The 24,839-nt window shown below is 69.5% G+C and carries 19 protein-coding genes; 9 read left to right on the top strand and 10 right to left on the bottom strand.

Annotation, left to right across the window (positions count from 1 at the left end; translation table 11 throughout):
* Positions 1 to 6: 6 nt before the first annotated feature.
* Genes LXT23_RS09820 through LXT23_RS09830 form a run of 3 tightly spaced genes read right to left on the bottom strand, consistent with a single transcriptional unit; the run spans position 7 to position 3,933 of the window.
* A complete protein-coding gene (locus LXT23_RS09820; RefSeq protein ID WP_253979849.1) occupies positions 7 to 1,368 on the bottom strand; it encodes a spinster family MFS transporter in 1,362 nt (453 codons plus the stop codon).
* Positions 1,369 to 1,425: 57 nt separating this feature from the next.
* Complete coding sequence (locus LXT23_RS09825; RefSeq protein ID WP_253979850.1) at positions 1,426 to 3,240, bottom strand: acyl-CoA dehydrogenase; 1,815 nt, start codon at positions 3,238 to 3,240, stop codon at positions 1,426 to 1,428.
* A 48-nt stretch (positions 3,241 to 3,288) separates the two neighbouring features.
* On the bottom strand, positions 3,289 to 3,933 hold the full coding sequence (locus tag LXT23_RS09830; RefSeq protein ID WP_253979851.1) for a QsdR family transcriptional regulator: 645 nt from the start codon (positions 3,931 to 3,933) through the stop codon (positions 3,289 to 3,291).
* A gap of 111 nt (positions 3,934 to 4,044) precedes the next feature.
* Here LXT23_RS09830 and LXT23_RS09835 point away from each other — a divergent pair, with 111 nt between their 5' ends.
* The 5 genes from LXT23_RS09835 (at position 4,045) to LXT23_RS09855 (ending at position 8,764) form a co-directional block, all read left to right on the top strand.
* Positions 4,045 to 5,403 (top strand): 3-oxoacyl-ACP reductase, encoded by a 1,359-nt coding sequence (locus LXT23_RS09835; RefSeq protein ID WP_253979852.1) that lies wholly within the window; start codon positions 4,045 to 4,047, stop codon positions 5,401 to 5,403.
* A gap of 153 nt (positions 5,404 to 5,556) precedes the next feature.
* A complete protein-coding gene (locus LXT23_RS09840; RefSeq protein ID WP_253979853.1) occupies positions 5,557 to 5,988 on the top strand; it encodes a hypothetical protein in 432 nt (143 codons plus the stop codon).
* Between the two features lie 76 nt (positions 5,989 to 6,064).
* The gene (locus tag LXT23_RS09845) at positions 6,065 to 6,736 is read left to right on the top strand and encodes a hypothetical protein (RefSeq protein ID WP_253979854.1); all 672 of its coding nucleotides are present in this window, start codon (positions 6,065 to 6,067) and stop codon (positions 6,734 to 6,736) included.
* Positions 6,733 to 7,473: a hypothetical protein gene (locus LXT23_RS09850; protein ID WP_253979855.1), complete on the top strand. Its 741-nt coding sequence runs from the start codon at positions 6,733 to 6,735 to the stop codon at positions 7,471 to 7,473. Before LXT23_RS09845 ends, LXT23_RS09850 begins: the two co-directional genes overlap by 4 nt.
* Before the next feature lie 247 nt (positions 7,474 to 7,720).
* Positions 7,721 to 8,764, top strand: coding sequence for a YeiH family protein (locus LXT23_RS09855; protein ID WP_253979856.1), 1,044 nt, complete (start codon positions 7,721 to 7,723; stop codon positions 8,762 to 8,764).
* 34 nt (positions 8,765 to 8,798) lie between these two features.
* Here the strand turns inward: LXT23_RS09855 and LXT23_RS09860 are convergent, their stop codons facing one another.
* Positions 8,799 to 9,395, bottom strand: a complete 597-nt coding sequence (locus LXT23_RS09860) for a manganese efflux pump MntP (RefSeq protein ID WP_253979857.1) — start codon at positions 9,393 to 9,395, stop codon at positions 8,799 to 8,801.
* Between the two features lie 157 nt (positions 9,396 to 9,552).
* Between LXT23_RS09860 and LXT23_RS09865 the strand changes: the two genes are divergently transcribed.
* Together LXT23_RS09865 and LXT23_RS09870 are read left to right on the top strand one after the other, a co-directional pair.
* Entirely contained in the window at positions 9,553 to 11,148 is a 1,596-nt protein-coding gene (locus tag LXT23_RS09865; protein ID WP_253979858.1) for an acyl-CoA carboxylase subunit beta, read from the top strand.
* 214 nt (positions 11,149 to 11,362) lie between these two features.
* Complete coding sequence (locus LXT23_RS09870) at positions 11,363 to 11,959, top strand: hypothetical protein (protein ID WP_253979859.1); 597 nt, start codon at positions 11,363 to 11,365, stop codon at positions 11,957 to 11,959.
* Between the two features lie 25 nt (positions 11,960 to 11,984).
* Here LXT23_RS09870 and LXT23_RS09875 read toward each other — a convergent pair whose 3' ends face one another.
* Entirely contained in the window at positions 11,985 to 12,482 is a 498-nt protein-coding gene (locus LXT23_RS09875) for a DUF4334 domain-containing protein (RefSeq protein ID WP_253979860.1), read from the bottom strand.
* Complete coding sequence (locus LXT23_RS09880; protein ID WP_253979861.1) at positions 12,479 to 13,600, bottom strand: NAD(P)-dependent alcohol dehydrogenase; 1,122 nt, start codon at positions 13,598 to 13,600, stop codon at positions 12,479 to 12,481. The genes LXT23_RS09875 and LXT23_RS09880 overlap by 4 nt, the downstream gene beginning before the upstream one ends.
* Before the next feature lie 448 nt (positions 13,601 to 14,048).
* On the opposite strand from LXT23_RS09880, the gene LXT23_RS09885 reads away from it, so the two are divergent.
* The gene (locus LXT23_RS09885; protein ID WP_253979862.1) at positions 14,049 to 14,369 is read left to right on the top strand and encodes a hypothetical protein; all 321 of its coding nucleotides are present in this window, start codon (positions 14,049 to 14,051) and stop codon (positions 14,367 to 14,369) included.
* Positions 14,370 to 14,500: 131 nt separating this feature from the next.
* Here LXT23_RS09885 and LXT23_RS09890 read toward each other — a convergent pair whose 3' ends face one another.
* Positions 14,501 to 16,807, bottom strand: coding sequence for a carboxypeptidase regulatory-like domain-containing protein (locus LXT23_RS09890; protein WP_253979863.1), 2,307 nt, complete (start codon positions 16,805 to 16,807; stop codon positions 14,501 to 14,503).
* Positions 16,808 to 17,068: 261 nt separating this feature from the next.
* Between LXT23_RS09890 and LXT23_RS09895 the strand changes: the two genes are divergently transcribed.
* Positions 17,069 to 19,894, top strand: a complete 2,826-nt coding sequence (locus LXT23_RS09895) for a TonB-dependent receptor (RefSeq protein ID WP_253979864.1) — start codon at positions 17,069 to 17,071, stop codon at positions 19,892 to 19,894.
* Between the two features lie 10 nt (positions 19,895 to 19,904).
* Here the strand turns inward: LXT23_RS09895 and LXT23_RS09900 are convergent, their stop codons facing one another.
* From LXT23_RS09900 to LXT23_RS09910, 3 genes are all read right to left on the bottom strand, one after another.
* Complete coding sequence (locus tag LXT23_RS09900; RefSeq protein ID WP_253979865.1) at positions 19,905 to 22,124, bottom strand: M4 family metallopeptidase; 2,220 nt, start codon at positions 22,122 to 22,124, stop codon at positions 19,905 to 19,907.
* 74 nt (positions 22,125 to 22,198) lie between these two features.
* The gene (locus LXT23_RS09905; protein WP_253979866.1) at positions 22,199 to 23,932 is read right to left on the bottom strand and encodes an Ig-like domain-containing protein; all 1,734 of its coding nucleotides are present in this window, start codon (positions 23,930 to 23,932) and stop codon (positions 22,199 to 22,201) included.
* A 42-nt stretch (positions 23,933 to 23,974) separates the two neighbouring features.
* Positions 23,975 to 24,514: a hypothetical protein gene (locus LXT23_RS09910; protein WP_253979867.1), complete on the bottom strand. Its 540-nt coding sequence runs from the start codon at positions 24,512 to 24,514 to the stop codon at positions 23,975 to 23,977.
* Positions 24,515 to 24,839: the final 325 nt, after the last annotated feature.

The raw sequence follows: 24,839 nt of genomic DNA on the forward strand, positions 1-24,839 counted from the left end.
GCCTGGTCATGCGACCTCCTGGAGTCCCGGTGCCGCTTCCGGCTCCTCGTGTGCCAGCGCCTCCCGCATCCGCCGCGCGTCCGCCACGAAGCTCCGTGAGGCCAGGTGGATGAACAGCGAGGTGAACAGGAGCATCACCGGGATGAGGAGCATGGCGCTGTGCAGCCCCGTCGCCTTGAAGGCCTCCGTCACCTCGGCGGCCCCTGCCTCCCGCATCGCGGCCACGGTGAAGGCGTCGGAGAGGCCGCCCACCACCGCCGGGCCCAGGGCGCCGCCGAGCACGTACATCCCCGCGAAGTAGAGCGCCACCGCGCGGGCCCGCAGGCGCGGCTCCACCACGTCGTGGATGGCCGGGTAGACGCTCGTGTAGTAGTTGTAGACCCCGAGCCAGCCCAGCCCGAAGCACAGGGCGAACAGCGGCACCGACACGTTGCCCGCGAGCAGGGCGGCTCCCGTGCCGAGCGCGCCCACCAGCAGGCTGACCGCCCCGAGGGTGAGGCGTCCCCGCTCGGACCGCGCATGCACCCGGTCTGCGACCCAGCCACCCAGCGTCAGCCCCACCAGCCCGGTGACGCCGGTGATGAAGCCCGTCACCACCGCCGCCTGTACCAGGGGCAGCCCGAAGTAGCGCTGCAGCAGCGGCACCAGGAAGCCATTGCCCGCGTACGTGGCGAAGTTGAGCGTCACTCCGGACAGGATGATCCAGGTGAGCGTGCGGATGCGCAGCAGGGTGCGGATGGGCTGCGCCACGGGCTGCTGAGAGACGCGAGTCAGCTCGCTGGCCCCGCGCTGCGGCTCCCGGATGAAGAAGAGGAAGATTGCCAGCACCATGCCCGGCAGCGCGGCGATGAGGAAGGGGGCGCGCCAGGAGCCGAAGGCCGTCACCATGCCGCCCACGGTGAAGAAGGCCAGCACCAGCCCCATGGGCAGCCCCAGCATGTAGATGCCCGTGGCACGCGCCCGCCGGCTCGCGGGGTACATGTCGGAGATGAGCGAGCTGGCCGCGGGAGCGTAGCTGGCCTCGCCGACTCCGACGCCGAGGCGCAGGAGAAAGAAGGACCAGTAGTTCCACGCCAGGGCGTTGAGCCCGGTGAATGCGCTCCACACCAGCAGGCCCCAGCCGAGCACCTTCCGCCGGGAGCCGGTGTCGGCCAGCTTTCCGAGGGGAATGCCGGCAATGGCGTACACGAGGGTGAAGGCCGCGGAGACCAGTCCCAGCTCCAGGTCGCTCAGGCCGTACTCCTTGCGGAGGGGCTCGATGACGATGGCCGGGATGGTGCGGTCGAAGAAGTTGAGGAGGTTGGCGAGGAAGAGCAGGAAAAGGACCCTGCCCGCATTGACCGTCTGACCGTCAGCGACATTGCTCAAGGCGACCTCCGCTGTGACTCCGGTGACCTGCAACCTCCGCTGCGAGCCCTTTGACCGCTAGAACGCCTCCACGGGCATCCCCGCGTAGCTGTCCTCGTTGCCGCGGATGAGCTGCGCGAGCGGCGCGCAGCGCGGCAGCTCGGTGCGCAGCCAGTACGCCGCCGCGCGGCGCTTGCCTTCGTAGAAGGCCGTGTCGGTGGCACCCGCGCCGCGGCGCAGCGCCTCCTCGGCCACCGCTGCCTGCTCCAGCCAGCGCCAGGCCACCGCGTGCGTGCTGAAGAGCTCCAGGTAGTGTGCGCTGTGGCGCAGCATGCCCTCCACATCCCCGGCCAGGCCGCGGCTGGCGACCTCCATCGTCAGGGTGGTGAGCCCGTCCGTGGCCGCCGCCAGCGCGTCGCACTGCGCGGCCTCCACCCCGGCCGCGCGCGCCCGCTCCACCGTGCGCGCCACCTCCTCGGCGTACAGCCGCAGCGCCTCGCCGCCACCGGCCACCGCCTTGCGCCCCAGCAGGTCCAGCGACTGGATGCCGCTCGTGCCCTCGTGAATCGTGTTCAGCTTCTGGTCGCGCAGCCACGCCTCGGGCATGTACTCGCTCGTGTAGCCGTAGCCGCCGTGCACCTGCACGCTCAGGGCGTTGGCCTCGAAGCCCTTCTCCGAGGGGAACGTCTTCGCCACGGGCGTCAGCAGGTCCAGCAGGAGCGAAGCCCGGGCACGCGCGTCCTCGCTCTCCGCGTGGTGGCTGAGGTCTCCCTGCAGCGCGGTGTAGGCCAGCAGGGAGAGGCTGCCCTCGACGATGGCCTTCTGCCGCAGGAGCATGCGCCGCACGTCCGCGTGCTCGACGAGGGGCACCGGGGGACTCGCCGGGTCCCTCGTCGTGAGGGGCCGCCCCTGCGTGCGCTCCTGCGCGTAGGCGAGCGCTTCGTGATAGGCGGCGGACGCGGTGGCGCACGCGGTCATGCCCACCATCAGGCGTGCCTCGTTCATCATCTGGAACATCTGCGGGAGGCCCCGGCCGGCCGTGCCCACCAGCCAGCCGTGGCAGTCGCCGTCCTCGCCGTAGTTGAGCGCGAGGCTGGGCAGGCCCCGCCAGCCAATCTTGTGGATGACGCCCGCGACATTCACGTCGTTGGGCACCAGCTGGCCGTCCGGCCCCGGCCGGCGCGCGGGCACGGCGAAGAGGCTGATGCCCTTGGTTCCCGCGGGCGACCCGTCGATGCGCGCGAGCGTCAGGTGCACCGTGTTCTCGGCGAAGTCCTGGTCCCCACCCGAGATGAAGATCTTGCTGCCACGGATGCGGTACGTGCCGTCCGGCGCAGGCGTGGCGGTGGTGCGCACGTCCGCGAGGCTGCTGCCCGCCTGCGGCTCGGTGAGGGCCATGGTGCCCGTCCAGCGGCCCTCGTACATGGGCTGCATGAAGGCGTCCTTCAGGCTCGCGTCACCAAAGGTCTCCAGGAGGTGCGCGGCGCCCGTGGTCAGCCCGATGAAGCCGTGGGCCGCGAGATTGCCCGCCATGAGGTACGCGTTGGCCACCGAGTAGACGGTGACGGGCAGGCCCTGGCCGCCCACCGCCTCGGGCCGCGCGGCGCTGAGCAGGCCGAGCTCCGTCATGGCACGCCAGAGCGCCCCCATGCGCGGGTGCAGGCGCACGCGGCCCTCGCGCAGCACGGGGGGCTCCGCGTCCATGGGCCGGTAGAGCGGAAACAGCTGCTCGCGAGCGAGGCGCCGGCAGCTGTCGAGGAACAGCTCGAAGCCCTCGCGGCTGTGCGCCGTGAAGGCGGGCAGGCGCGTGAGGCTCTCGGCGTCCAGCACTTCGAAGAGGTGGAAGGCGACGTCTCGGTCCGACAGGAGGGGATTGGGTCGGGTGGAAGCCATGGCAGCCTCGAGGGTGGGAGGGATGGGCAGCAGTGGATGGGAGGGGGCTCACGTCCCCCCGAGAAGCACGCGAATGGCCGCGGCGGCCTGGTCCACCGCGGGCTCGCGGCCGCTGATGACATCCGCGTAGACGAAGGCCTCCGCGAGCCGGACGATGACGAAGGCGAGCGTGTCCAGCGGCAGGGTGGGCCGCAGGTGGCCCGCGGCGACCTGCTCCTCGAGCCCCGCGCGCGTGGCTTCGATGTTGTGGCTCTGGACCGTGCTGCTCTTCGAGGTGAGCACGCGGAGCGCGTACTCGGGGTCGCGCTCGATGAAGCGGCGCAGCGGAGGGAAGGAGAGGGTGGCCCGCATCACGCGCTCGCACACCTCCGCGACGTACGCGGGCCCGTGTCCCTTCACCTCGGCGCGGGCTCGCTCGATGAAGGGCTGCTGCACCGACCAGATGATCTCCCCGAGGAGCAGCTCCCGGCTGCCGACCCAGCGGAAGAGCGTGGCGCGGCCCACGCCCAGCTCGTCCGCCAGCGCGCCCATGTCGATGCGCTCACTGGCGAGCCACTTGCGCCGCGCCAGCCGGAAGGCGTCCAGCGGGGTGGCGCGCGCACGCTCCTCGGCGCCCGCGAGCACGCGCGACAGCCGTGTCGTCTTCGAGGGCGCTTGTCGCGCTGAGGTGGTGGAGCGTCGTCTGGAGGGCATTTCGGCTTCCGGTGGAACGTTTTTCGATTCCAACTCGCCGCGAGACATATTGCAATATGTCTCATGGCGTCCTCACGGCCTGACCACCTTCCCCGACAGGGCGACCACCCCATGGCCGACACACTGGTGAAGCTCGCGAACAGCCCGCTGACGGGGAGACTCGTGCGGGCGCTGGGACTGCCGTCGCCGATACCGCTTGCGCGCGCCTCGGGCGGCTCCACGGCACAGCCCTTCGCGGACCGCACGGTCCTGCTCGGTGGCGCGCCCGGAGGCTTCGCCACTTCGGAGGGGCGCCGCGCGCTCCAGGGCGGCGGGGCGGTGGTGCTCGAGGCACTCCCGGCGGAGGAGGGGCGGGGGCTGGACGTGGTCCTCTTCGATGCGACAGGGCTCGCGAAGCCGGCGGACGCACGCGCGCTCTACGACTTCTTCCACCCGGTGGTGCGCCGGCTCGCACGCAACGGGCGGGTCCTGGTGCTGGCCTCTCTTCCCGAGGAGGCCGAGGCTCCGGCGGCCGCGGCCGTCGCGCGCGGAGTCGAAGGCTTCGTGCGCAGCCTGGGCAAGGAGGCGGGGCGGCGCGGCGTGACGGCCAACCTCGCCTACGTCGCTCGCGGGGCGGAGGAGCGCCTGGCGGCGGTGGTGCGCTTCTTCTGCTGCGCCCCTTCCACGTACGTGTCCGGCCAGGCCGTGCGCGTGACGGCGGAGGTGCGCGCCCCGGGGGCGGTGCCTCTCCACGAGGCGCTGCGGGGCAAGGTCGCGCTGGTGACGGGCGCCGCGCGCGGAATCGGCGCGGCCACCGCGGAGCGCCTCGCCCAGGAGGGCGCGCGCGTGGTGTGCCTCGACGTGCCCGCGCTCGAAGAGGCGCTCCGGGCCACCGCGAAGGCCGTGGGCGGTGAGGCCCTCGCGCTGGACGTCACCTCACCAGACGCGCCGGCGCGGCTGGTGGCCACGCTGAAGGAGCGCCACGGGGGGGTGGACGTGGTGGTGCACAACGCGGGCATCACGCGAGACCGCACGCTCGCCAAGATGACGCCCGAGGCGTGGGACCAGGTGCTGGCCGTCAACCTCGCCGCCATCGTCGCCGCCGACGAAGCGCTGCTCGCCTCCGGCGCGCTGCGGGACGAGGGGCGACTCGTCTACCTCTCCTCCATCAGCGGTGTGGCGGGCAACTTCGGACAGGCGAACTACGCGACCAGCAAGGCCGCCCTCATCGGCTACGTGGCGGCGCTCGCGCCGCGGCTCGCGCCCCGCGGCATCTGCGCCAACGCCGTGGCCCCTGGGTTCATCGAGACCGCCATGGTGGCCAGGATGCCCTTGATGACGCGCGAGGTGGGCCGCCGGCTCAACTCGCTGTCGCAGGGAGGCCAGCCGCGCGACGTGGCCGAGCTGGTGACGTTCCTGTCCACACCTGGAGCCTTCGGGCTGACCGGCAACACCATCCGCGCGTGTGGGCAGGGGCTCATCGGCGCGTAGCGCACTCCTGCGAAAGCGAGCTGCCCTTGAGGCCTGAGTCAATTGAAACCATTTTCTGTCTTCGAAAATAAGAAATCGCGATAAGCGCGCTTGGCGCGGCTCGCGAGGAATGTTTGTTTCGGGCCTTCCCCTCACCAGGAAAGGACCTCATCCATGCGCAACATCCTCGCAGTGTCCGTCTCCCTGCTCTCGCTCACGCTGGGCTCCGTGGCCTGTGGCGTCTCGGCTCCCGAGCAGTCTCCCCAGGCTCCGGAGGTCCAGGAGCAGAGCCAGGGCCTGAATGCCACGGGTACCGGCTGCAGCGCTGACTCGCAGTGTTCGTCCGGGCTGTGCTGGAGGGAGGCGGACTCCTACCCCCTCTACAACCCGTACTGGATTCGCGCGGACAGCTGCACCGAGGAGTGCGGGGACCCGTCGAACCACGCGTACTGCCAGCAGCTCGCCGCGGACCTGAACGCCCCGTACCCCAACTCGGCGCGCTGCATCCCGGCCCGGGGCGTCTACGACAACTACCCGTACGACGACATCTTCTACGTGTGCGACCTCATCCCCGCCGGCCTGGGCAAGGTCCACTGGGCCAATTAGTCCTCGCGAAGTGACTCACGCCGTCCGGGGGGGGGCCCGCTTCCCCGGGCGGCGGGGGCTGCGGCAGACTCGGGCGGTGCGTCCCCTGGCCCTCGCAGTCCTGCTCGCGCCCGCTGTCGCCCTCGCGGGCATGCCGAGCTACCTCCTCTCCGAAGTCGCCCGGTGGCGAGTGGAGGCCATCTCCTTCTTCCTCCTCGTCTTCCTGGCGGTGGTGCTGGCCGTGAAGGCGCTGTGGAACCGCGTCCAGCGGGACTTCCCCCGGCTGCCGAGGCTCGGCTTGGGCTCGGCGGTGGCGCTGGTGTTCCTCTGGGGCCTCGGCTTCCAGCTCGTCCTGTCCATGATTGCCGGCGGGCGCGAGCTGATGACCCCCGGCGCCTGGGAGCGCACGGGCACCACCCACCGGCTCAAGCGGACCGAGCTGCCCGGCGACAAGGAGCTGGTGGTACAGGCGCGCCGGCAGCGCCTGGAGGAGCTGCGCACGGCGCTGTGGGCCTATGCGCAATCGCATGGGCGCGAGTTCCCGCCGGATGACTTCAGCGCGGGCATTCCCGACGAGCGCTGGAAGGTGCTGGGCGGCTCGGGGATGCACTTCATCTACGTGGGGGGCACGAAGGTGGACGCACCGGGACGGCCGCTGGTGTACGAGCCCGGCATCTTCGGGCGCGAGCGTCTGGTGCTCTTCGCGGACGGCGACATCCGCATGCTGCCCGTGGACGACATCCACGCCGCGCTCGGGGGGACGCCATGACCCGGTGGGTGAAGAGGCTGGCCATCGGCTTCACCGGGATGTTCTTCCTGCTGTGCTTCATCAGCGTGTTCGCGTCGGTCTGGGTCTTCCAGGTGCCCGTCCTCCTCGTCACGGGGTGGGCCTTCTTCCTCCATCGCGTCCTCCCCCAGGTGGCGTGGGACTGGAGCGCCATCGCGCAGACAGTGGCCGTGGTGGTGGTGCTCGGCGCCGGAGGCCATGCCTTCGCGCGCCAGGTGTGGCGGCAGGCACGCCCCGAGGACCCGCGGCCCTGGCCGGCCCGGTGGACGGTGTCGCTGCTCGGGCTGCTCGTCCTGCTCTTCTGCGCGACCATGGCCACCGTGGGCATCGGCCATCACGTGGGCTGGCTGTCCACGAGCCGTGAGCCGCTCCTCGTCAGCACGTGGCCCTTCCTGGAGGCGCGCCGGTTGATGGGGGAAGGTGAAGACCTCTGCACCGAGGCCAGGAAGGTGCTGGAGCGCGACCCGACCGGAGCGAGCCTCTCGCAAGCGCTGCTGAGCGCCCCGGGCCTGGGCGAGGCCGCCGAGAAGCGGCACACCGTCCTCGTGTCGGCGCCCGACGGTGCACGCGCGCTGGTCGTCTTCGCGAGGGACCCACGCCAGCGCGAGGAGGAGGGCGTGGTGCGCTGCGGGCTTCCGGGAAAGCAGGCCCATCACCCCGTGTCGGCGCTCCCCCGGCTGCTCGCGGGAGAGAGCGTGGCCGAGGGCTCCGCCTACTGACGCGACGCGCCGTGGAGTGGGAAGGTGTCTCAGGGCCCGAGGTGTGCGGCCCCGCTTGCCTCGCTCACCCGCGGTGCGTCTCGGCTGCTCGCGTTCATGCCCGCCAGGTTCGCCGGCATGTCCCTGGACCAGGTGCTACAAGCGCGGCGCGCCAGCGAGGCGGTAGGGGAGGCCCCCACCGGATTCGAGCACCTCGCAGGTGCGATGAGCCCCGTCCCAGCTGCGCGTACGGCACCCGGAACACGACATGACTGCCCCGCTTGCGACTCCTGCGCCCACCCTCGCCGAGCCTCCCCCAGGAGAGGTCTGGCGTCGTCGTCTTCCGGGCCTCGCGAGTGCCGCGGTGCTGGCCGTGGTCAGCTACTGGCTCGCCACGCTCCCGGGCCTGAAGGTGGTGGGGCCGCTCACAGTGGCGCTGCTCATCGGCATCGCGCTGCGCACGGCCCTGGGGCTGCCCGCCTTGCTGGTGGAGGGCACGCGCTACTCGGCGCGCACGGTGCTGCGGCTGGGCATCGTGCTGATGGGGGCGCGGCTGGACTTCGCGCTCGTGGCCCAGGTGGGGCCGCGCGTGCTGTTGCTCGCGCTGGTGGTCATCGTCGGCGGAATCACGGGCATCCGCTGGGTGGCGCGCCGGTTCGGCGTCCCGGAGAAGCTGGGCACGCTGCTGGCCGTGGGCACTTCCATCTGTGGCGCCAGCGCGGTGGTGGCCGCCAGCTCCGTCACCCGCGCCGACGAGGAGGACACCACGCTGGCGGTGGGCCTGTGCGGCATTCTCGGCACGGCGGGCGTGCTCTTCTTCGTCTTCGTGGGGCCGCTGCTGGGACTGAGCACGGCGCAGCTCGCCATCCTCTCGGGCGCCACGCTCCACGAGGTCGCGCAGGTGATGGCCGCGGCCTTCACCTGGGGCACCTCCGCGGGCGACCTGGGCACGCTGGTGAAGCTCACCCGGGTGGTGCTGCTGGCTCCCGCCCTCGTCGTGCTGGGGCTCGTCTCCGGGGCAGGCGGGACGGTGCGCTACTCGTGGAAGGCGCCGCCCATCCCCTGGTTCGTGCTGGGCTTCCTCGCGGTAGGGGCCGCCTGCTCGGTGGGGGTGCTGCCCGCCGACGCGAAGGCCGAGCTCTCCACCGCCAGCGTCTTCCTCATGGTGATGGCCATGGCGGCGATGGGGCTGGGCACTCACGTCAGCATGCTTCGCCGCGCCGGCCTGCGCATCGTCTACGCGGGCCTCGTCGGCTTCGCGGGCCTGGTGCTGGTGGCCTGGGGGCTCATCCAGGTCTTGTCCATCCACTGACCCTCGACACGGGCATGGTCACCCTGAGAGGGGCTCAGCCGGCGGAGAGGTGCTCGACGAGCGTCTTGATGCCCAGCCCGATGAGGACGACGCCGCCGACGATGTCGAGCTTGCCCTCCAGCGACTCGCCGAACCGCCGGGCGACGCTCACGCCCAGGAGGCAGAGTGCGAAGGTGACTCCGCCGATGATGGCAGCCGCCATCGCGATGTGGACGTCGAGCACGGGCAGCGTCACGCCGGCCGCCAGCGCGTCGATGCTGGTGGCGAACGCCATGATGACCAGCCGGCCCAGGTGGAACGGGTTGCGTCCGGTGGTGGCGGTGTCCGCCTTCTCCGCCGCGCCGGCTCCCGGGTGACGGTGGGTGTAGGCCTCGTGAAGCATCTTCGCCCCGATGCCCCCCAGGAGCACGAAGGCGAGCCAGTGGTCCCACGCGGCGATGGCGTTCGCGAACTGGGCGCCGACGGCCCAGCCGATGACGGGCATGATCGCCTGGAACAGGCCGAACAGGAACGAGATGAGCAGCGCGTCACGTGCCCGAACGCGCGGCGTCGCCAGGGCGCTCGCGATGGATACCGCCGTGGCATCCATGGCCAGTCCCAGAGCGAGGAGCAGCAGGTTCAACAGGGGCATGAGTCGCCTCTATCCGAGCGACGCCGAATCCGGAAGCGTGATGAATGCCACGCAGCACCGAGGATGACGGTGGAGAACTTCCAGCCCATGCAACACCATCCGCGTCCGAAGACACGCACTCCGGGTTCACACAGGGCGGAGCTGAGGGGATGAAGACATGAGTGACGTCAAAGACGACAACCGGCCGTCCTCGTCAGGCGAGGTGCGCCCCGAGCTGGCGGAGCTCCGGCAGCGCCTGGAGGCGACGGCGGATGCCGGCCGTGCGGACGCGGTGGCCCGGAGGCGGAAGACCGGCCAGCGCACGGCGCGGGAGAACATCGCGGACCTGGTCGACCCGGGGAGCTTCTCGGAGTACGGCGGGCTCGCGCTCGCGGCGCAGCGGTCCACGCGCTCCATGGAGGACCTCATCCGCGCGAGCCCCGCCGATGGCATCGTCTGCGGGTTCGGCACCGTCAATCGCGCCCTCTTCGACGACGAGCGCGCGCGCACCCTGGTCCTGGCCTACGACTACACGGTCTTCGCCGGCACCCAGGGGCTCGTGGGGCACCGGAAGCTGGACCGCATGCTCGCGCTCGCGGCGCAGTGGCGCGTGCCGGTGGTCCTCTTCGCGGAAGGCGGGGGAGGGCGGCCGAACGACACGGACACGCACACCGTCTCCGGACTCGACACGCCCAGCTTCCTGGCCTTCGCGGCGCTGTCGGGGCTCGTCCCGCGCGTGGGCATCGTCTCCGGGCGGTGCTTCGCGGGGAACGCGGCGCTGCTGGGGAGCTGCGACGTCATCATCGCCACGGACGACAGCAACATCGGCATGGGCGGCCCGGCGATGATTCAGGGCGGCGGGCTCGGCAAGTTCGCCCCGGAGGAGATTGGTCCCGCGGACGTGCAGACGCGCAACGGCGTCATCGACGTGCGCGTGCGCGACGAGGCGGAAGCGGTGGCTGTCGCGAAGAAGTACCTCTCGTACTTCCAGGGCCCGGTCGCTCCGGGGGCGTGCGCCGCACAGGAGCCGCTGCGCGAGGCGCTGCCCGCGAACCGTCGCCGCGCCTACAAGCTTCGCCCCATCATCGAGACGCTGGCGGACACGGGCTCCGTGCTCGAGCTGCGGCGGGACTTCGGGCGCAGCCTGGTGACGGCGCTCGTGCGCATCGAAGGGCAGCCCTTCGGGCTCATCGCGAACGACACGTTCCACCTGGGCGGGGCCATCGACGCGGATGCGGCCGACAAGGCCGCGCGCTTCTTCCAGCTGTGTGACGCGTTCGGGCTCCCGCTCGTCTCGCTGTGTGACACGCCCGGGTTCATGGTCGGCCCGCCGGCCGAGGCCACCGCGCTGGTGCGCCACGTCTCCCGCATGTTCGTGGGGGCCGCCAGCCTCGCCGTGCCGTTCTTCACCGTCGTCCTGCGGCGGGGCTACGGGCTCGGAGCACAGGCAATGGCCGGAGGGCACTTCCATGCACCGGTCTTCACCGTGTCGTGGCCCACGGGCGAGTTCGGAGGGATGAACCTGGAGGGGGCCGTGCGCATCGGGATGCGCAAGCAGCTCGAGGCCATCGAGGACCCGGTGGCGCGGGAGGAGCTGGCCCAGACGCTGATTGCCGAGGCCCACCAGCGCGGCAAGGCCCTCAACATGGCGTCGCTCCTGGAGCTCGACGCGGTCATCGACCCCGCGGAGACGCGCGCCTGGATTCTCCGGGGCCTGCGCTCCGTGCCCCGGCCGACGCGCGAGGGGCGGCGCAGGTTCATCGACACCTGGTAGCCGACCAGCAGCCGCCCTCGTATCGCGGTGTCTGCCTGCCTGCTCGACCCGAACGCAACGCACCACGAAACGGCCGGGAGCCTGCCTGCTCAATGCCTCACAACCCGACGGGATTCTGGGGTCGGCGCCCACCCATTTGATACAGATTCATGTTCTGGGCAACGATTCATGGACCGGGCCGCTCCACCTTCCCAGGTTCCGGCACCCCCCTCCCATGGCAGACTTCGCCCCCTTCTCCCGCCTGTCCGTCAGTGGCTCGAGCACCATCACCATCATCGATGCGGTGAAGGGCTTCTCGGTCCTGGTCGACGAGTTGATGAAGACGATGAACATCCAGACGCGCAACGCCGAGGGCAAGCCCGTCGTGGACGCGAAGGCCTGGTACCCGCTCGACGCCTACATGCCTGTCTACAAGAAGATCGAGACCCTGCTCGGGGGACGGGGCCTGGAGAAGGTGGGCGCGATGATTCCCCAGTTCGCGAACTTCCCGTCGAACATCCGCGACATCCACTCGGCTCTCGCGGGCATCAATGTCGCCTACCACATGAACCACTCCATCGACGGCAAGGTGATGTTCAACCCGGCGACAGGGGAGATGCTGGAGGGAATCGGGCACGTCATCTATCAGCCCGTGGAGGGGAAGAACGAGGCCGTCGTGGTGTGTGACGACCTGTATCCGTGCCGCTTCAACGTGGGGCTCATCCGGGGCATGGCCCAGCGCTTCCAGCCCAAGGCCACCCTCACGCATGGCCCGCACCAGGACTGCCGGCTGAAGGGCGCGGCCACCTGCACCTACGCCATCAACTGGTGACGAGCCCTCCGGTCCTTCCCAGGCATCAATCGCGGCGCAGCACGAAGAAGTACGGTGTCGCCATCCCTCGCGAGTCCATCAGCCCGAGCACCGTGCTCCCATCGACCTTCCGGAACACATCGTTGGTCGGCCAGTCGTCGTAGATCATCGTCGCGCTGAGCTTCCCCCGGTACTCCGTCATCCGCAGCCGTGCCTTGAACTTCCCGGTCTCCACCGCTGCCCGGTGCGGGCCCACGGGGCCGCGAATCTCCGGCGATGGCCATTTCCGGGGGTCCACCGGGAACACCGCCGCACGGTCCTCCGTGAAGAACAGCAGCGGGTGCACGCGCTCGGTGTCGAGGAACTGCTTCCCGTACCAGCCGGTCGCTCCGAGCATCCCGTCCATCGGGTGCCCCGTCTGGAGCTCGCTGCCCTTCCACGTGCCCGTCATGAACGCGAGGTCGACCGTGGGCAGACTGTCGAACCACGTGAGCGCCTCTTCCACGCTGATACGGCCTGCTTGCAGTGCTTCGTCGAGGGTCATGGCGTCCTTCCTCCGTGCATGCGCAGCACCGGCTTGATGGCCCTGCGCGTCTCCATGTCGTGAACCGCGTCGTTGATGGCCCCGAAGTCATACGCGCGGCTGAGCTTCTCGAGCGGAAACCGTCCTTCCGCGTGGAGCGCGACCAGCTTCGGAAGGAAGGTCTTCGGGTCGGCATCCCCCTCGAGGATGCCCACCAGCTTCTTCCCGGAGAGGAGCGCGGTCATCGAGAGGGTGACCTCCGCATTGCCGGGGTCGGGCAGGCCGAGCAACCCGCAGGTGCCCAGGGGGCGTGTCACCTCGAACGCCTGCCGCAACACCTGTGGCGAGCCGACGCACTCCAGCGCGAAGTCCACCCCGCCGCGGGTGCGCTTCAGGATCGTCTTCGTCAGCGCGGGCTCTCGCGCCAGGAAGGTGTCCGTGGCACCCAGCTCGCGTGCGAGCTCGAGCCGTTCCTCGCTGACGTCCACGGCGATGATGCTCGCCGCACCCGAGATTCGCGCCGCCATGATGGCCGCGAGGCCGACCGAGCCCGCCCCGAACACGGCGAGCTGCTGCCCCGCCTCCAGCCGGAACGCCTCCAGCACCGCGCCCGCCCCGGTCTGGAATCCGCAGCCCAGCGGCGCGAGCAGCTCCAGCGGCGCCGACGCGTCGACCTTCACCGCGTTGTGCTGGTGCGCCAGCACATGGGTGGCGAACGACGACTGGTGGAAGAAGCTCGAACGGACCGGCTCACCCCGCCACCGCATGGGGAAGGAGCCATCGGGCCGCGCGCCCGAGAAGTTCCCCGCGTACCCTCGCTCGCAGTAGGCCGGATGACCCCGGGTGCACCGGCCGCAGGCACGGCACGAGAAGTAGCTGAGCACCACCGCGTCTCCGGGCTCGAAGCCCGTCACGCCGTCCCCGATGGCCTCCACCACGCCCGCGCCCTCGTGACCGAGCACCGCGGGGAAGGGGAACCGACCCGCGCCCGCCCGGTACGTGAGGTCGGTGTGGCAGATGCCGCTCGCCGTCACGCGCACCCGCAGCTCGCCCGTGCGCGGCGACTCCAGCTCGACGTCGTCGATGACGAAGGGACCGTTCACCACCTGCAGCAGCGCGGCACGCACCGGAAGACCCATGGTGGGGTTACTCTATTGGCACTTTGCCAATAAGTCGCCATCGAACTGCACGATTCCCGCCGGCCTGTTGCTCGGGTTGCCTGCTTGCTCCGAGGCCGGTCGACTCCCGGGCCCGGTTCAATGGCCCTGCTGTTGGAGGGAGCGCTCCGGAGCGCTCGGATTCGCCGTCGAGCACCTGCAGCGCTGACGGCAATTGACAATCAAGTTGCAGGTCGTCTCTTCCGGGAGGACCTCTGCACCCGAGACGGAAACACAGACGTCAAAGGCACTCCTGCCACCCGGCCCGGTAATCCAAGACGCGCGGCACCGGCTCCCAGTCCCCAACCCACCGGCCTGGCATCCTTGCACTGGCAGTTTGGCAAGTGTTCACTATCAGCCCATCTTGAGTTGCGGCTCGGCAAGTGAGCCGCTAGCGGCAACTGTGCCCTAGCAGGAAAGGGAACCCCAAATGACGCGGCGTTATCTGTTGGCGATCGCTGTTGCTGTGGGCCTTGCAGGGTGTGGTTCGGAGCGGGAGAACGACAACGAGGGCGACAAGACGACCTTCCAGAATGCGCAGATCTCCCGCAACCCGGACTCGACCTATACGCTCAAGGCGGGAGGCCAGACGCATGGCAACATCTCTTCCTTCAAGGTCGATGACGCGCAGCCTTCGCCAGATGTCAGCGCATTCATGGAGGCGCCCATCGAGGCCGGAGGAGATCTTTGCTGCAACTCCTGCTCTCTGTCGGGGGGCGTCTTGATCTGCACCGGTTGCAAGGCCTGCTGAACGACCGGGCGCGATCCCCGCACGGGCTCATGCGGTACGCTAAAGCCCTGCCCGCGGCGGGGGATGGACTGGCCGTGCGCCGACGCTCCGTCTCCGGGAGGTGGAGACGGAGCGTCCGTGCCGAGTCCGCGTCACCGTGCAGGGACGTGTATGACCAGGCCTGGCGGAGGCAGGTACCAGGAGGACAGGCTGCCCCAGCTCGCGATGGTGCCGTCCTGCCGGAGCGCCAGGCTCTTGTTGTAGGCCCGGCCCGCCACGGCCGCCCCCGTGGTTAGACTCGCGGGGGGCGTTGCCTGACGATGGTCGTTCTTCCCCCAGGCGATGACGGAGCCATTGGCCCGGAGCGCCATGTAGTGGTCGGAGCCTCCCGCGACCTCGACGACGTCGCTGAGGTCCGGTGTGGCCTCAAGGCCGTGGTACGACGCTCCGAATCCCCAGACGACCACGGTTCCATCCGCCCTCAGCGCCAGGGCGCTGCTGTCCGTGCTGGCAAGGGCCACCACGTTGCTCAGTCCGGCCGGGACGTCGCGGACCCCGAACACGTTCTGACCCCAGGCGGTGACGGTGCCGTCCGCCTTGAGCACCAGGCTGTGGAACGTCGAGGCAGAGATTGCCACCACGCCCTGAAGCCCTTCAGGGACACGCATCTGCTCGGCCTCCGCGGAACCGATGGCCACCACCGTCCCATCCCGCTTGAGAGCGAGGACCCCAATGCCTGTCGCGCTGATGTCCACCACGTCCGACAGCCCTGCTGGCACCGGGACGGGGGAGGGGCCTCCCCACTTGACGACGGTGCCGTCCGCCTTCAGGGCCACGGCGAAGAACATCCCCGCGGACACACTCACGACATCGGAAAGCCCAGAGGGAATGGGGGAGACGTCGTTCGGTGAGTAGGCCTCGCCCCAGACGGTGACGGTATTGTCCGGCAGGACGCCAATGCCCCAATAGGCGTCGTACGCCAGGGTCCGCTGCCGGAGCACGCGGAGGGAAGCGGTGGCGGTGGACCGCCATTCCACACCGGTCTCCATGGCCACTTCATGCACGCCGGGGGCGAGGCTCCCTGGCACGCGCACCACCACTTCCACATCCGACCAGGAGACGTACTCCTCGACCTCCACGCCTCCAACCGAGACCTCGAGGGTTCCGCGCTCCTCGCCGAAGTGGGCGCCCGTCAGCCTCAGGTGCCCTCGCTGGACCGCGAGGGCGGGCGCCGTGAGCACCGGAGCCTCGAGGAGGCGACTCAGCGACACGTTGACCGAAGCGGGCCGTGCAATGCTCACGTCCAGCTCCGCCCCCGCCTTCGCGTAGTTGCTCTTCCGCGCCGTCAGGGTGTAGTGCCCCTCGGGGACGCCTGCGAGGACGAAGCGGCCCTGGGCGTCCGTGTTCGTGGTGGCCCCCGTTTCCGTCAGCGTGACGGTGATGCCCGCGTGGTTGCTCGCGCCCTCCAGCAGGGCCGTGCCTGCGACGTCTACACGCGGCCGGGTCAGCGTGATGGAGACCGGGGCCGCGGCGCCGGTGCGCACCGTCACGGACTGCAGTGCCGCGTCATAACCCTCCTGCTGGGCGCTCAGGGTGTAGGTGCCCAGCGGAAGGCCGGTGAAGGAGAACTGGCCCTGCGCATTCGGGGTCGCGGTGGCACCCGTCTGCGTCACGGTGACGGTGACGCCCGTGGGGCTGGCCCCGTCCTCCAACCGGACGGTGCCGGAGACGTCACCACGCTGGAGCGACAACGTCAGGCCGACCTGGCTCCGCACGTTCGCGCGCACCCCCACCGCTTGCTGTGCCTCGAGGTAGAGGTTCCGCCGCGCTCGCACCGTGTACGTGCCGGTCATCACGTTCTCGAAGAGGAAGCGTCCCTGGGCATCCGTCGTCACGATGACGCCTGCTTCCACGAGGGTGATGATGGCGCCGCTGAGGTCGCTCGCGCCCTCGAGCAGGAGGACGCCGGCCACGCTGCCGCGCTCACGCCGCAGGGGGAGGGTGACCAGGGCTTCGCTGCCGGCGAACACCTCCACCCGTTGCTGCGCCTGGAGGTAGTCCTCCTTCTGGACCGTCACCGTGTAGCTGCCCGGCAGCAGGCCGGTGAAGGTGAACTGTCCCAGCGAGTCCGTCGTCGTGGTGGCGCCTGTCTCCATCACGGTGACGGGGACGCCCGAGACGTCCAGCAGGCCCTCCACCTGGACGGTGCCCAGCATCGAGCCTCGCACATTCAGTGGCGGGGGCCTCCCGGTGCCCTTCCCACCCGCCTCGAGCGTCATGGCCTGGCGGGCCTCGAGGTCGCCGGCCTTGTCGGTGGCGGCACCTGGCGGGGTGCCCTGGCGCGTGAGGGCCGGAGCGGGAGGTCGGGTGCTGTCGCCGGCAGGGGAGGGCGGGCTCGCGTTACATGCCGAGAGGGCCAGGAGGAGGGCCCAGAGCCACGAAGGTCTGACGAATCGCATGGAGTGAGGTTCGGCTCGGAAGGAGATGGGACGTCGGGTCAGGTGCTGGCGGCGCCCGTTGGGTTGCCGACAGCGAACTCAGGACGCACCCTGGAATTTGTTATTCAGATTGCAATTGCACGCAGAGGCTCGAGCCGCCCTCGATGAGGCTCGGCTCCTTCTGTTTCAGGACAGGGCCTCGCACAAGGTATGCGCGTCTGTCTGGATATCCTGGTAAGGCTCGGACGCCGTACCGTGCTCAACCAGGAGGAGTTCGTGCGAATGTTGGACCGTCGTAAGAAGGCCAACCCGGTCGCGGTAGGGATGTCGACCGTTGCGTGGCACCGGTGGATGGCTTCGTGCATGGCCGCCGCGGTGATGCTGCTCCCTGCTCGAGGGGCATGGGCCCAGGAGCCAGGCGGCGCTCAGGGCGAAGCACCGCAGGGCACGGGAACGACCGCGCAGGCCGGAGCAGTGCAGGGCGCGGGCGGAGCGGTGCAGGGCAAGGTCACCACCTCGTATGGAGACCCGCTCCCGGGCGTCATCGTGGTGGTGCAGGGCGCCAAGCGCAGCGCCGTGACGAACTACGACGGTGTCTACGCCGTGAAGGACCTGCCTCCGGGGCAGTACACCGTGGAGGTGCAGGCTGACGGCTTCAAGGGCCAGCGCAGCAAGGTGACGGTGGGACAGGCCCCGGCCACCCTCGACTTCTCGCTGGAGATGGACCTGTTGAACTCCGAGGAGATCGTCGTGACGGCGCAGGTGCCGGATCGCAAGGTGCGCTCCAGCAACGCCATCTCCACGCTCACCAGCGAGGAGATCGCGGCCCGCATGCCGCGCAGCACCGCGGACCTGATGCGCATCGTCCCCGGCTTCTACGTGGAGAGCTCGGGCGGTGAGGTGGGCGGCAACCTGTTCGTGCGTGGCCTCCCCGCGGACGGCTCCTACCGCTATGTGGCGCTGATGGAAGACGGGATGCCCGTCTTCGACTCGACGGAGCTCTTCTTCGTCAACAACGACATCTTCGTGCGCGTGGACGAGAACCTGGACAGGGTGGAGGCGGTGCGTGGTGGCAACTCGGCCCTGTACGGCAGCAACGCGCCCGGCGGCGTGGTCAACTTCATCAACAAGACGGGCGGCGACACGCTGGCCGGCTCCTTCAAGGCCTCCAGCGCCACGGGCGGACTGTACCGCTACGACGCCAACCTCAACGGGCCCCTCGGCAATGACTGGTACTTCTCCGTCGGTGGCTTCTACCGCTTCGACAACGGCGTGCGCTACCCGGGCTTTCCGTCATCCAATGGCGGACAGGTCAAGGCCAACGTCCAGCGCAACATCAACCTGAACAGCGCGACGGGCCATGCGCGCGTGTCGCTGAAGTACCTCAACGACCGCAACACCTTCTACCTGCCGCTGCCGCTGCGGGGCCGCTTCGACTCCGAGGGCAAGCTGACGGACTCCGACTTCGTGGAGGGCTTCCCGCTGGAGGGCACGCTGACCTCGCCGGATGGCGTGAATGCCCAGGTGCCGCTGCCGGACGGCGGCCGGCTCGCCCTCCCGCTGGACAATGGCCAGCAGCAGGTCGGTGGTTCGGCCATGGCCGAGCTGCGCTTCTACTTCCCCGAGGGGCGGTTCGAGGTGCAGAACAACACGCGGGCGATGCAGTTCGACCACAGCTGGAACGCGGTGCTCCCGTTCTCGCTGCAGGACGCGGACGTCTGGGCCCGGAGCGTCGTGGGAGAAGGAACGCCCTACCGGATTGTCTGTAGCCGGCTGGAGGGCAACCCCGAGCTCGGCAGCGAGGGCTGCGCGTCGCAGAACAACCTCGTGGCGCTCGGCGGGCAGTGGCTGGTGCAGAAGCCCATGAGCAACATCTCCAACCAGCTCAAGCTCACCAAGTACGCGGACCTGGGGCCCACCCAGCACACGTTCACCGGCGGCCTCTACCTCGGCTACTACACGGCGGGGAACAGGTGGTACTTCAACGACGTCGTCACCGACGTGCGCAACCGTCCGCACTACCTGGACCTCCAGGTGCTGGATGACACGGGCGCCGTGGCTCGCAGCGTCACCCAGAACGGCTTCCGGAACTACCTGAGCAACTACACCAACGGCGACGGTAACGCGACCATCGCCGCCGCCTTCCTCGGGGACGAGGTCAAGGTGGGCGACAAGCTGCGTGTCGACCTGGCGGGCCGTGTCGAGCGCAACGGCTACACCCAGTTCGTGGAGCGCACGGCCAGGACCGACCTCGGGGACCCCACGACCTCGGCGGATGACAGTGTGACCTCTGGCACGGGCAGCATCCAGCGCGTGGGGGTGTCATTCACCGACTGGGCGCTGTCGGGCGGCGTGAACTACGCCCTGTCCGACTCGGCCTCCGTCTATGCCCGCAGCAGCCGGGGGTACAAGATGCCGCTGCTCGACCAGCTGCTCACCGCCACCAACCCGAGCGACCCTTCCTTCCCCCGGACGCCGGAGTCCCTCTGGCAGAACGAGGCGGGCCTCAAGGTGGGTGGCCCCTGGTACGCGCTGGCGGCCGTGGCCTACTGGATGCAGATCCAGAACTTCCCCAGCCAGGATGCCCGGGTGGACCCGGACACGGGCGAGACGCGCTTCGTCACCGCGTACGCGGGGCAGGCGCGGACGCTGGGCCTGGAGCTGGAGGCGGCCGTCCAGCCCATCAAGTATTTCCGCGGGCAGGGAATGCTGACGCTGCAGCGCCCTCGCTACTCGGAGTTCTTCGAAGGCGAGGAGGACTTCTCGGGCAACCGCATCCGCCGCATTCCGCAGGTCATCGCCGACCTGGCGGGGACCTTCATGTACGAGAACGCCAGCCTCACCGTGAACTGGAGCTACGTGGGGCACCGCTTCTCCAACAACGCCAACACGGTGGACCTGCCCGGCTTTGGCCAGTTCAACGTGAGCGCGGGGTACACCTATGAGAAGTTCACCTTGAGCCTGCAGCTGCTCAACGCGCTCAACAGCACCGGCCTCACCGAGGGCAACCCGCGCGTGGACGAGACACAGGGCGCACAGGCGGACCTCTTCCTGGCCCGTCCGGTGCTCCCGCGGCGCTTCCTCGTGTCACTGGGGGCGCGGCTGTAGCACGCCCGCTTCACGGGTACTGCGCGCTCAACGAGACGACGGAGTACGAGAGGTACCCGTGGAGCATCACGAAGTAGTCGCCAGCGGCCGGGTTGGTGAGGGTGCACGTCTCTTGATTGCCCTGGAGGCGTGGGGCGCAGTCATGGGTGGTCAGGGTGGGCTCGGTGCCGCGGCGCACATAGAGGTCGGCATCGCCAGAAACACCGGCCACCCCGGTGATGGCAAAGGTGACGCGGGGCTGTCCGGCGGGCACCGACAGCTTCCAGTAGCTCTTCGAGCCCGCGGCGCCCGCGAGGTTTGGCACCGGGACACCGCTCGTGAGCGTGCCCACCACCTGGAGGGGGTTGGAAAAGGTCCCACGCACACTGGCATCCGAATAGGCATTGTACGCATGGACCATGACGTGCCAGGTGCCCTGGGGTGGGTTGGTGAACCTGCACGTGTCCCCGTTGCCCGAGAGCGATGACCGGCAATCGTAGTGGCTGATGGTCGGCGAGGAGCCGAACTTGACGTACAGGTCCGCGTCGCCGACACCCCCGCTGAGCTCGAACCGGACCTCCGCCTCGCCGGCGGGGACCTCGAGGGAGAAGTACTTCTTGTTGCCCGTGGCACCGGCGAGGCCGGGCAGGGGAACCCCGTTGCTCAGGGGAATCACATGGTCGGGAGGGGCTGCGATGGGCGGCACTCCCACCGCGCTCCAGGCCTTCTCCACGGCAGCCACCTCGGCGAGCGTGAAGAAGTCGGCCGCGGCCTGCCGGGTGGCATTCCTCGCCCCCAGGAAGTCGGTCCCCGAGGTCATGTAAGTGGTCAGGGCCCAGTACCAGATCCACCGTGCCTTCCCGATGCCTATCCCCGGAACCACCACGCTGGAGCGCCCACGGGGATGGGTGCCCCCCTGCGAGAGGAGATGGAAGGCCAGGTTGGCGATGCCCGAGCTGTAATGGACATCCAGGCCCGAGTAGTAGTCCATGTAGTAGTCAATCGATACGCCATCCCTCCGGGGATCACTCATGTAGCGCAGCGCATCGTCGGCGATGTTCGGCGTCCAGACGTCCTCTCCTATCGTCCAGGTCTTCCCGGTGACGCCTCCCTCGCGGAAGGACTCGCAGACGCTGGCGAAGACGTCCGCCATGGACTCATTCAAGCCACCAGGCTCACCGGAGTAGGCAAGGTTGGCCGTGCGCTGGATGACGGCATGGGTCCACTCATGGGCAGTGATGTCCAGGGACCTCGCCAGGTTCTCTGACTTCACGCCATCGCCGCCGCCAAACACCATCTGGGTGCCATTCCAGAAGGCGTTCACGAAGTTGTTTCCATAGTGGACGCTGCTGATCAGCGCCGCGCCCTGGTTGTCGAAGGAGTCCCGGTTGAAGAGCGTCTTGTAGCAGTCGTAGGTGTCACCCAGCCGGTCATAGTTCACGTTGACGGCCGCTTCCGCGACGGGTTCCGCCCCCTCACTGCGAGCCAGTCCGCCGGGCAGCCTCGTTCCCTGGGCCAGGTCGTGCACCTGCCGCACGCGCGCGGAGTGGATCCGTGGGCGGCGCTCCAGCACCTGCCCGCTCAGGGCATCCACATAGACGGCGTCGTGGACAGGCTCCTGCGCTCGCAGGCCGGTCAGCTCCTGCTCCCAGGCCAGCTGCATCCCTCCATCCCCCGTGAGCAGGTACACCAGTCGCGAGGGGCCGACGCTGGCGGACGAGAGGTCCAGCGAGTCGCGCTGGGCCGCCCATGCCGCACGCTCCGCCGTCACGAGGGGAGAGGAGGGCAGGGGCACGCCGTCATGGGCAGTCCCATGGACCGCGTAGATGACGCCCTCCGCGTTGATGTGCAGCGCCAGCTCGCCCCCTACCACCGGGAGGCCGTTCTTCGTCTGCGCATAGTAGACGTGCTGGAAGCCCAGCACGTCCGAGTCGGCGCGCGTGAGGTCGAGGTCCCGGGTGGAGAGCCGGAACACCGGGGCAATGTGCTCCAGCGCGGAGTCCACCCCGCGCGCCCCGTCCACCTTTCCCAGGTCACCACGGACGAAGGTGGGGACTCCCGCCGCCCCCATCCCCAGCACCTGGGCATCCGGGAGGCGGCGTAGCGCCTCCTCGACATCGTCATCCGGACTCCTCGGATGCTCGATGGGCTCGTCCACCTCCGTGACGGGCGCAGGCTCCCGGTCGTGACAACCCACCGCGGCCAGGCTCGACACCACCACCACGAGGCTTCGCTTCCAGGAGGATTTCATGGACCAGAGGAGTTTCATGAACGGGTGAGCTTCCATGAGCTGGACGACCGCGCCGCGACCCTGTCCGTCAGGCTTCATTCAAAGCGGCTGGTCCAGAGGTCGAAGTTGTTGCCGATATACTGGGACCAGACCACCGTGGCACGGCCACTGCTGTCCATCACCACCCGGGGCCTGATGGCGTTTCCGCTCGTGTCCAGACGCACACGCGCCCCCCAGTCGGTGGCCGGCGTGTAGCGGGCTGCCCACAGCTGGGGCACGGCGCCATGTATCTGGAACCACGCAGCCACGGCATTGCCATTGCCGTCCATGGCGATAGCGGGCTCCTGTGAACGCTCTATCTCAGGCGCGCCCAGGCTCCTGGCGCCGACCCAGCCGCTACCGGCCACGTAGCGGGCGGTCCAGGCGCTCACCCGCGGGCTCTGGTGCTGCTCCCACACCGCCATCACCCGTCCCCCCGCCTCTCCCGCGATGGCCAGCCCGGCGAGCTGCCCCCCGCCCTGCGAGAAGCAATGGACCGCCTCCCAGCCCACGCCGGGCATGTACCGGCTGGCACACACCTGCTGGGAGCCGACACTCAGCCAGACGATGGTGGCGGTTCCGCTGGCGTCGACGGACAGCCGCGGAGTGATGGCATTGAGTGACTCCGCATGCTTCATCCGCTGCACGTCCCCCCAGCCGATGTCGGGAGCGAAGCGCCTCATCCAGATGGCCTTCTGCGTCCCCTCCCGCTGCAACCACACCACCGTGATGTTGCCGAAGCCATCCGAGGCGACCTGGGGCTCCTCGGCCCCTCCAATGTCGAGGGGGGCCGAGGCATGCACCTCCACCCACCCCACGTTGTTGAGATACTGGCCCGACCACAGGTGGGCGGGCGCGCTGCCCCGCAGCCAGATGGCCATGCCGTTGCCGTGCCGGTCGATGGCCAGCCCCGGCGAGGCGGACTGGCTTGCTTCCGGCTCCAGGACCGCGGGCGCCGTCCATTGCGTGGTCTGGGAGGAACGGCTCGTCCAGAGGCGGCTCAAGGACTGATACCACTGGGTCCACAGGACGAGCGCCTCTCCACGGGCGTTCATCGCGAGCGAGAACCGGGTCGCGCTCCCACGCTCCTCTCCGATGGTGCGCTGTCCCGCCCAACCGGTGACCGCGTCGTAGCGCCTGGAGTAGAGGTTGGTGTGGCTGCCGTCATATTGCATCCACGCCGCCACGACGTTGCCCTGTGCGTCCGCCACCAGCTGCGGGTCATAGGCGCTGCCGCGATCATCCGTCTCCAGCGGGATGGGGGCCACCCAGAGGCCGCTCCTGACGGTGAAGGACCAGCGATACTCCGAGCCCTGCGTGCTTCCATCGATGCCACGGACCCCGCTCGTGACGAGGACCTCGTACGGCTGCTCCAGTGCCAGCTTCTCCCGCGGCCTGAAGGTGGCGGTCGTCCCCTGGGTCTCCACCTCTCCCTCCACCGGCTGCCCCTCCCGCAGCAGGACGAAGGTCGCCGCCGTCAGCGAGGCGCCATCCACCTCCTTGGTGAACTCGATGCGGACCGTGGGGTGCACGTCCACCCCGACCGCGCCCGAGCATGGGTGGATGCGCATGAGGGCGGGAGCGTCCGAATCCCCCGCGCCTGAAGCCACTGGCGAGCCGCCTTCAGCGGCGGGCCGCTCCACCGCGCACTCCACGGGGGGGCCGCTCACGCAGTCCGAGCCCGCGGCGGAGACCAGACACCCCGCGTCCACGGGCGGTGGGTCGTCTGGATGACCGCCACAGGCGGTCGCGATGACCAGGGGGCCCGTGGTGAGGAGAAGCCAGCTCATGCGCATGGTGGATTTCCCTGTGTGGACGTGTGTCAACTGGACTCACTGGGCGGGGGGCGAGCCCGCGAAGGCCAGGAGTCTTTCAACCCGGGTGCCCCGTGCACGCTCAGCGATGCGCTGGGCCCGCTCCGGGGCTACCGCCTGGAGCACGGCGTACAGCTCGAGCTTGTCTCCGGCCAGCGAGCGCCGCAGCTCGATGGGGAGCGCGGGCGCGAGGTTGTCGGCCAGGATGATCTGCTCCGCGAGCTCGAGCACCCGCGCCCGTTCCGGGTTCTCCTTCCAGCGAAGCGCCTGCTCCAGGTAGTCCACCTGGTACATCCTCTCGAGCTCGACCTCACTGGAGTAGGCCGTCTCGCCGGAGGACGTCAGGCGCGAGAAGGCCCGGTCGAGCCGCTCCGTCGAGGCCAGCATGGCCTGGAAGGTCTGGGTCTCCCCGGGCGTGCGGAGGATCTTCTGCTCGAAGAACTTGTAGTCCTCCAGGTCCTTGTTCTCCGCGAGCACCTTCCTGCGAACATAGTCCCGGCTGCCGATGTATTCGGGCGGTAGCGCCGCGGGCGTCCCCGGGGCGGGGGCGTCCGGCACGGGCGAGGGGCTCCCAGGCGCCTGGCCCGAGGGCAGCTGGCTGGCACTTCGCTCCCGTGCTTCCGGCGAGGGTGCCGGCGCCGAAGGCGGTGCCTCGACCGTCTGTGCATGGGTTGGCGCTGGCTGGGAATCCCGCGCGGGGTCCTGGAGCTGCACCCACGTCACGCCGCCTGCCACGCACACCACCACGGCAAGTCCCCACTTCCACCATTGACTCGAACTGGATTGAGTGTGCTCCACGATCATGCCTGCCCTTGTGACTTCGTGTTGGACTGAGTCACGGACGAGTGAATGGGGCTCATCAAACGCGCGGGGGGCCGGATTC

This window comes from Pyxidicoccus xibeiensis (assembly GCF_024198175.1).
Classification (GTDB): Bacteria; Myxococcota; Myxococcia; order Myxococcales; family Myxococcaceae; genus Myxococcus; species Myxococcus xibeiensis.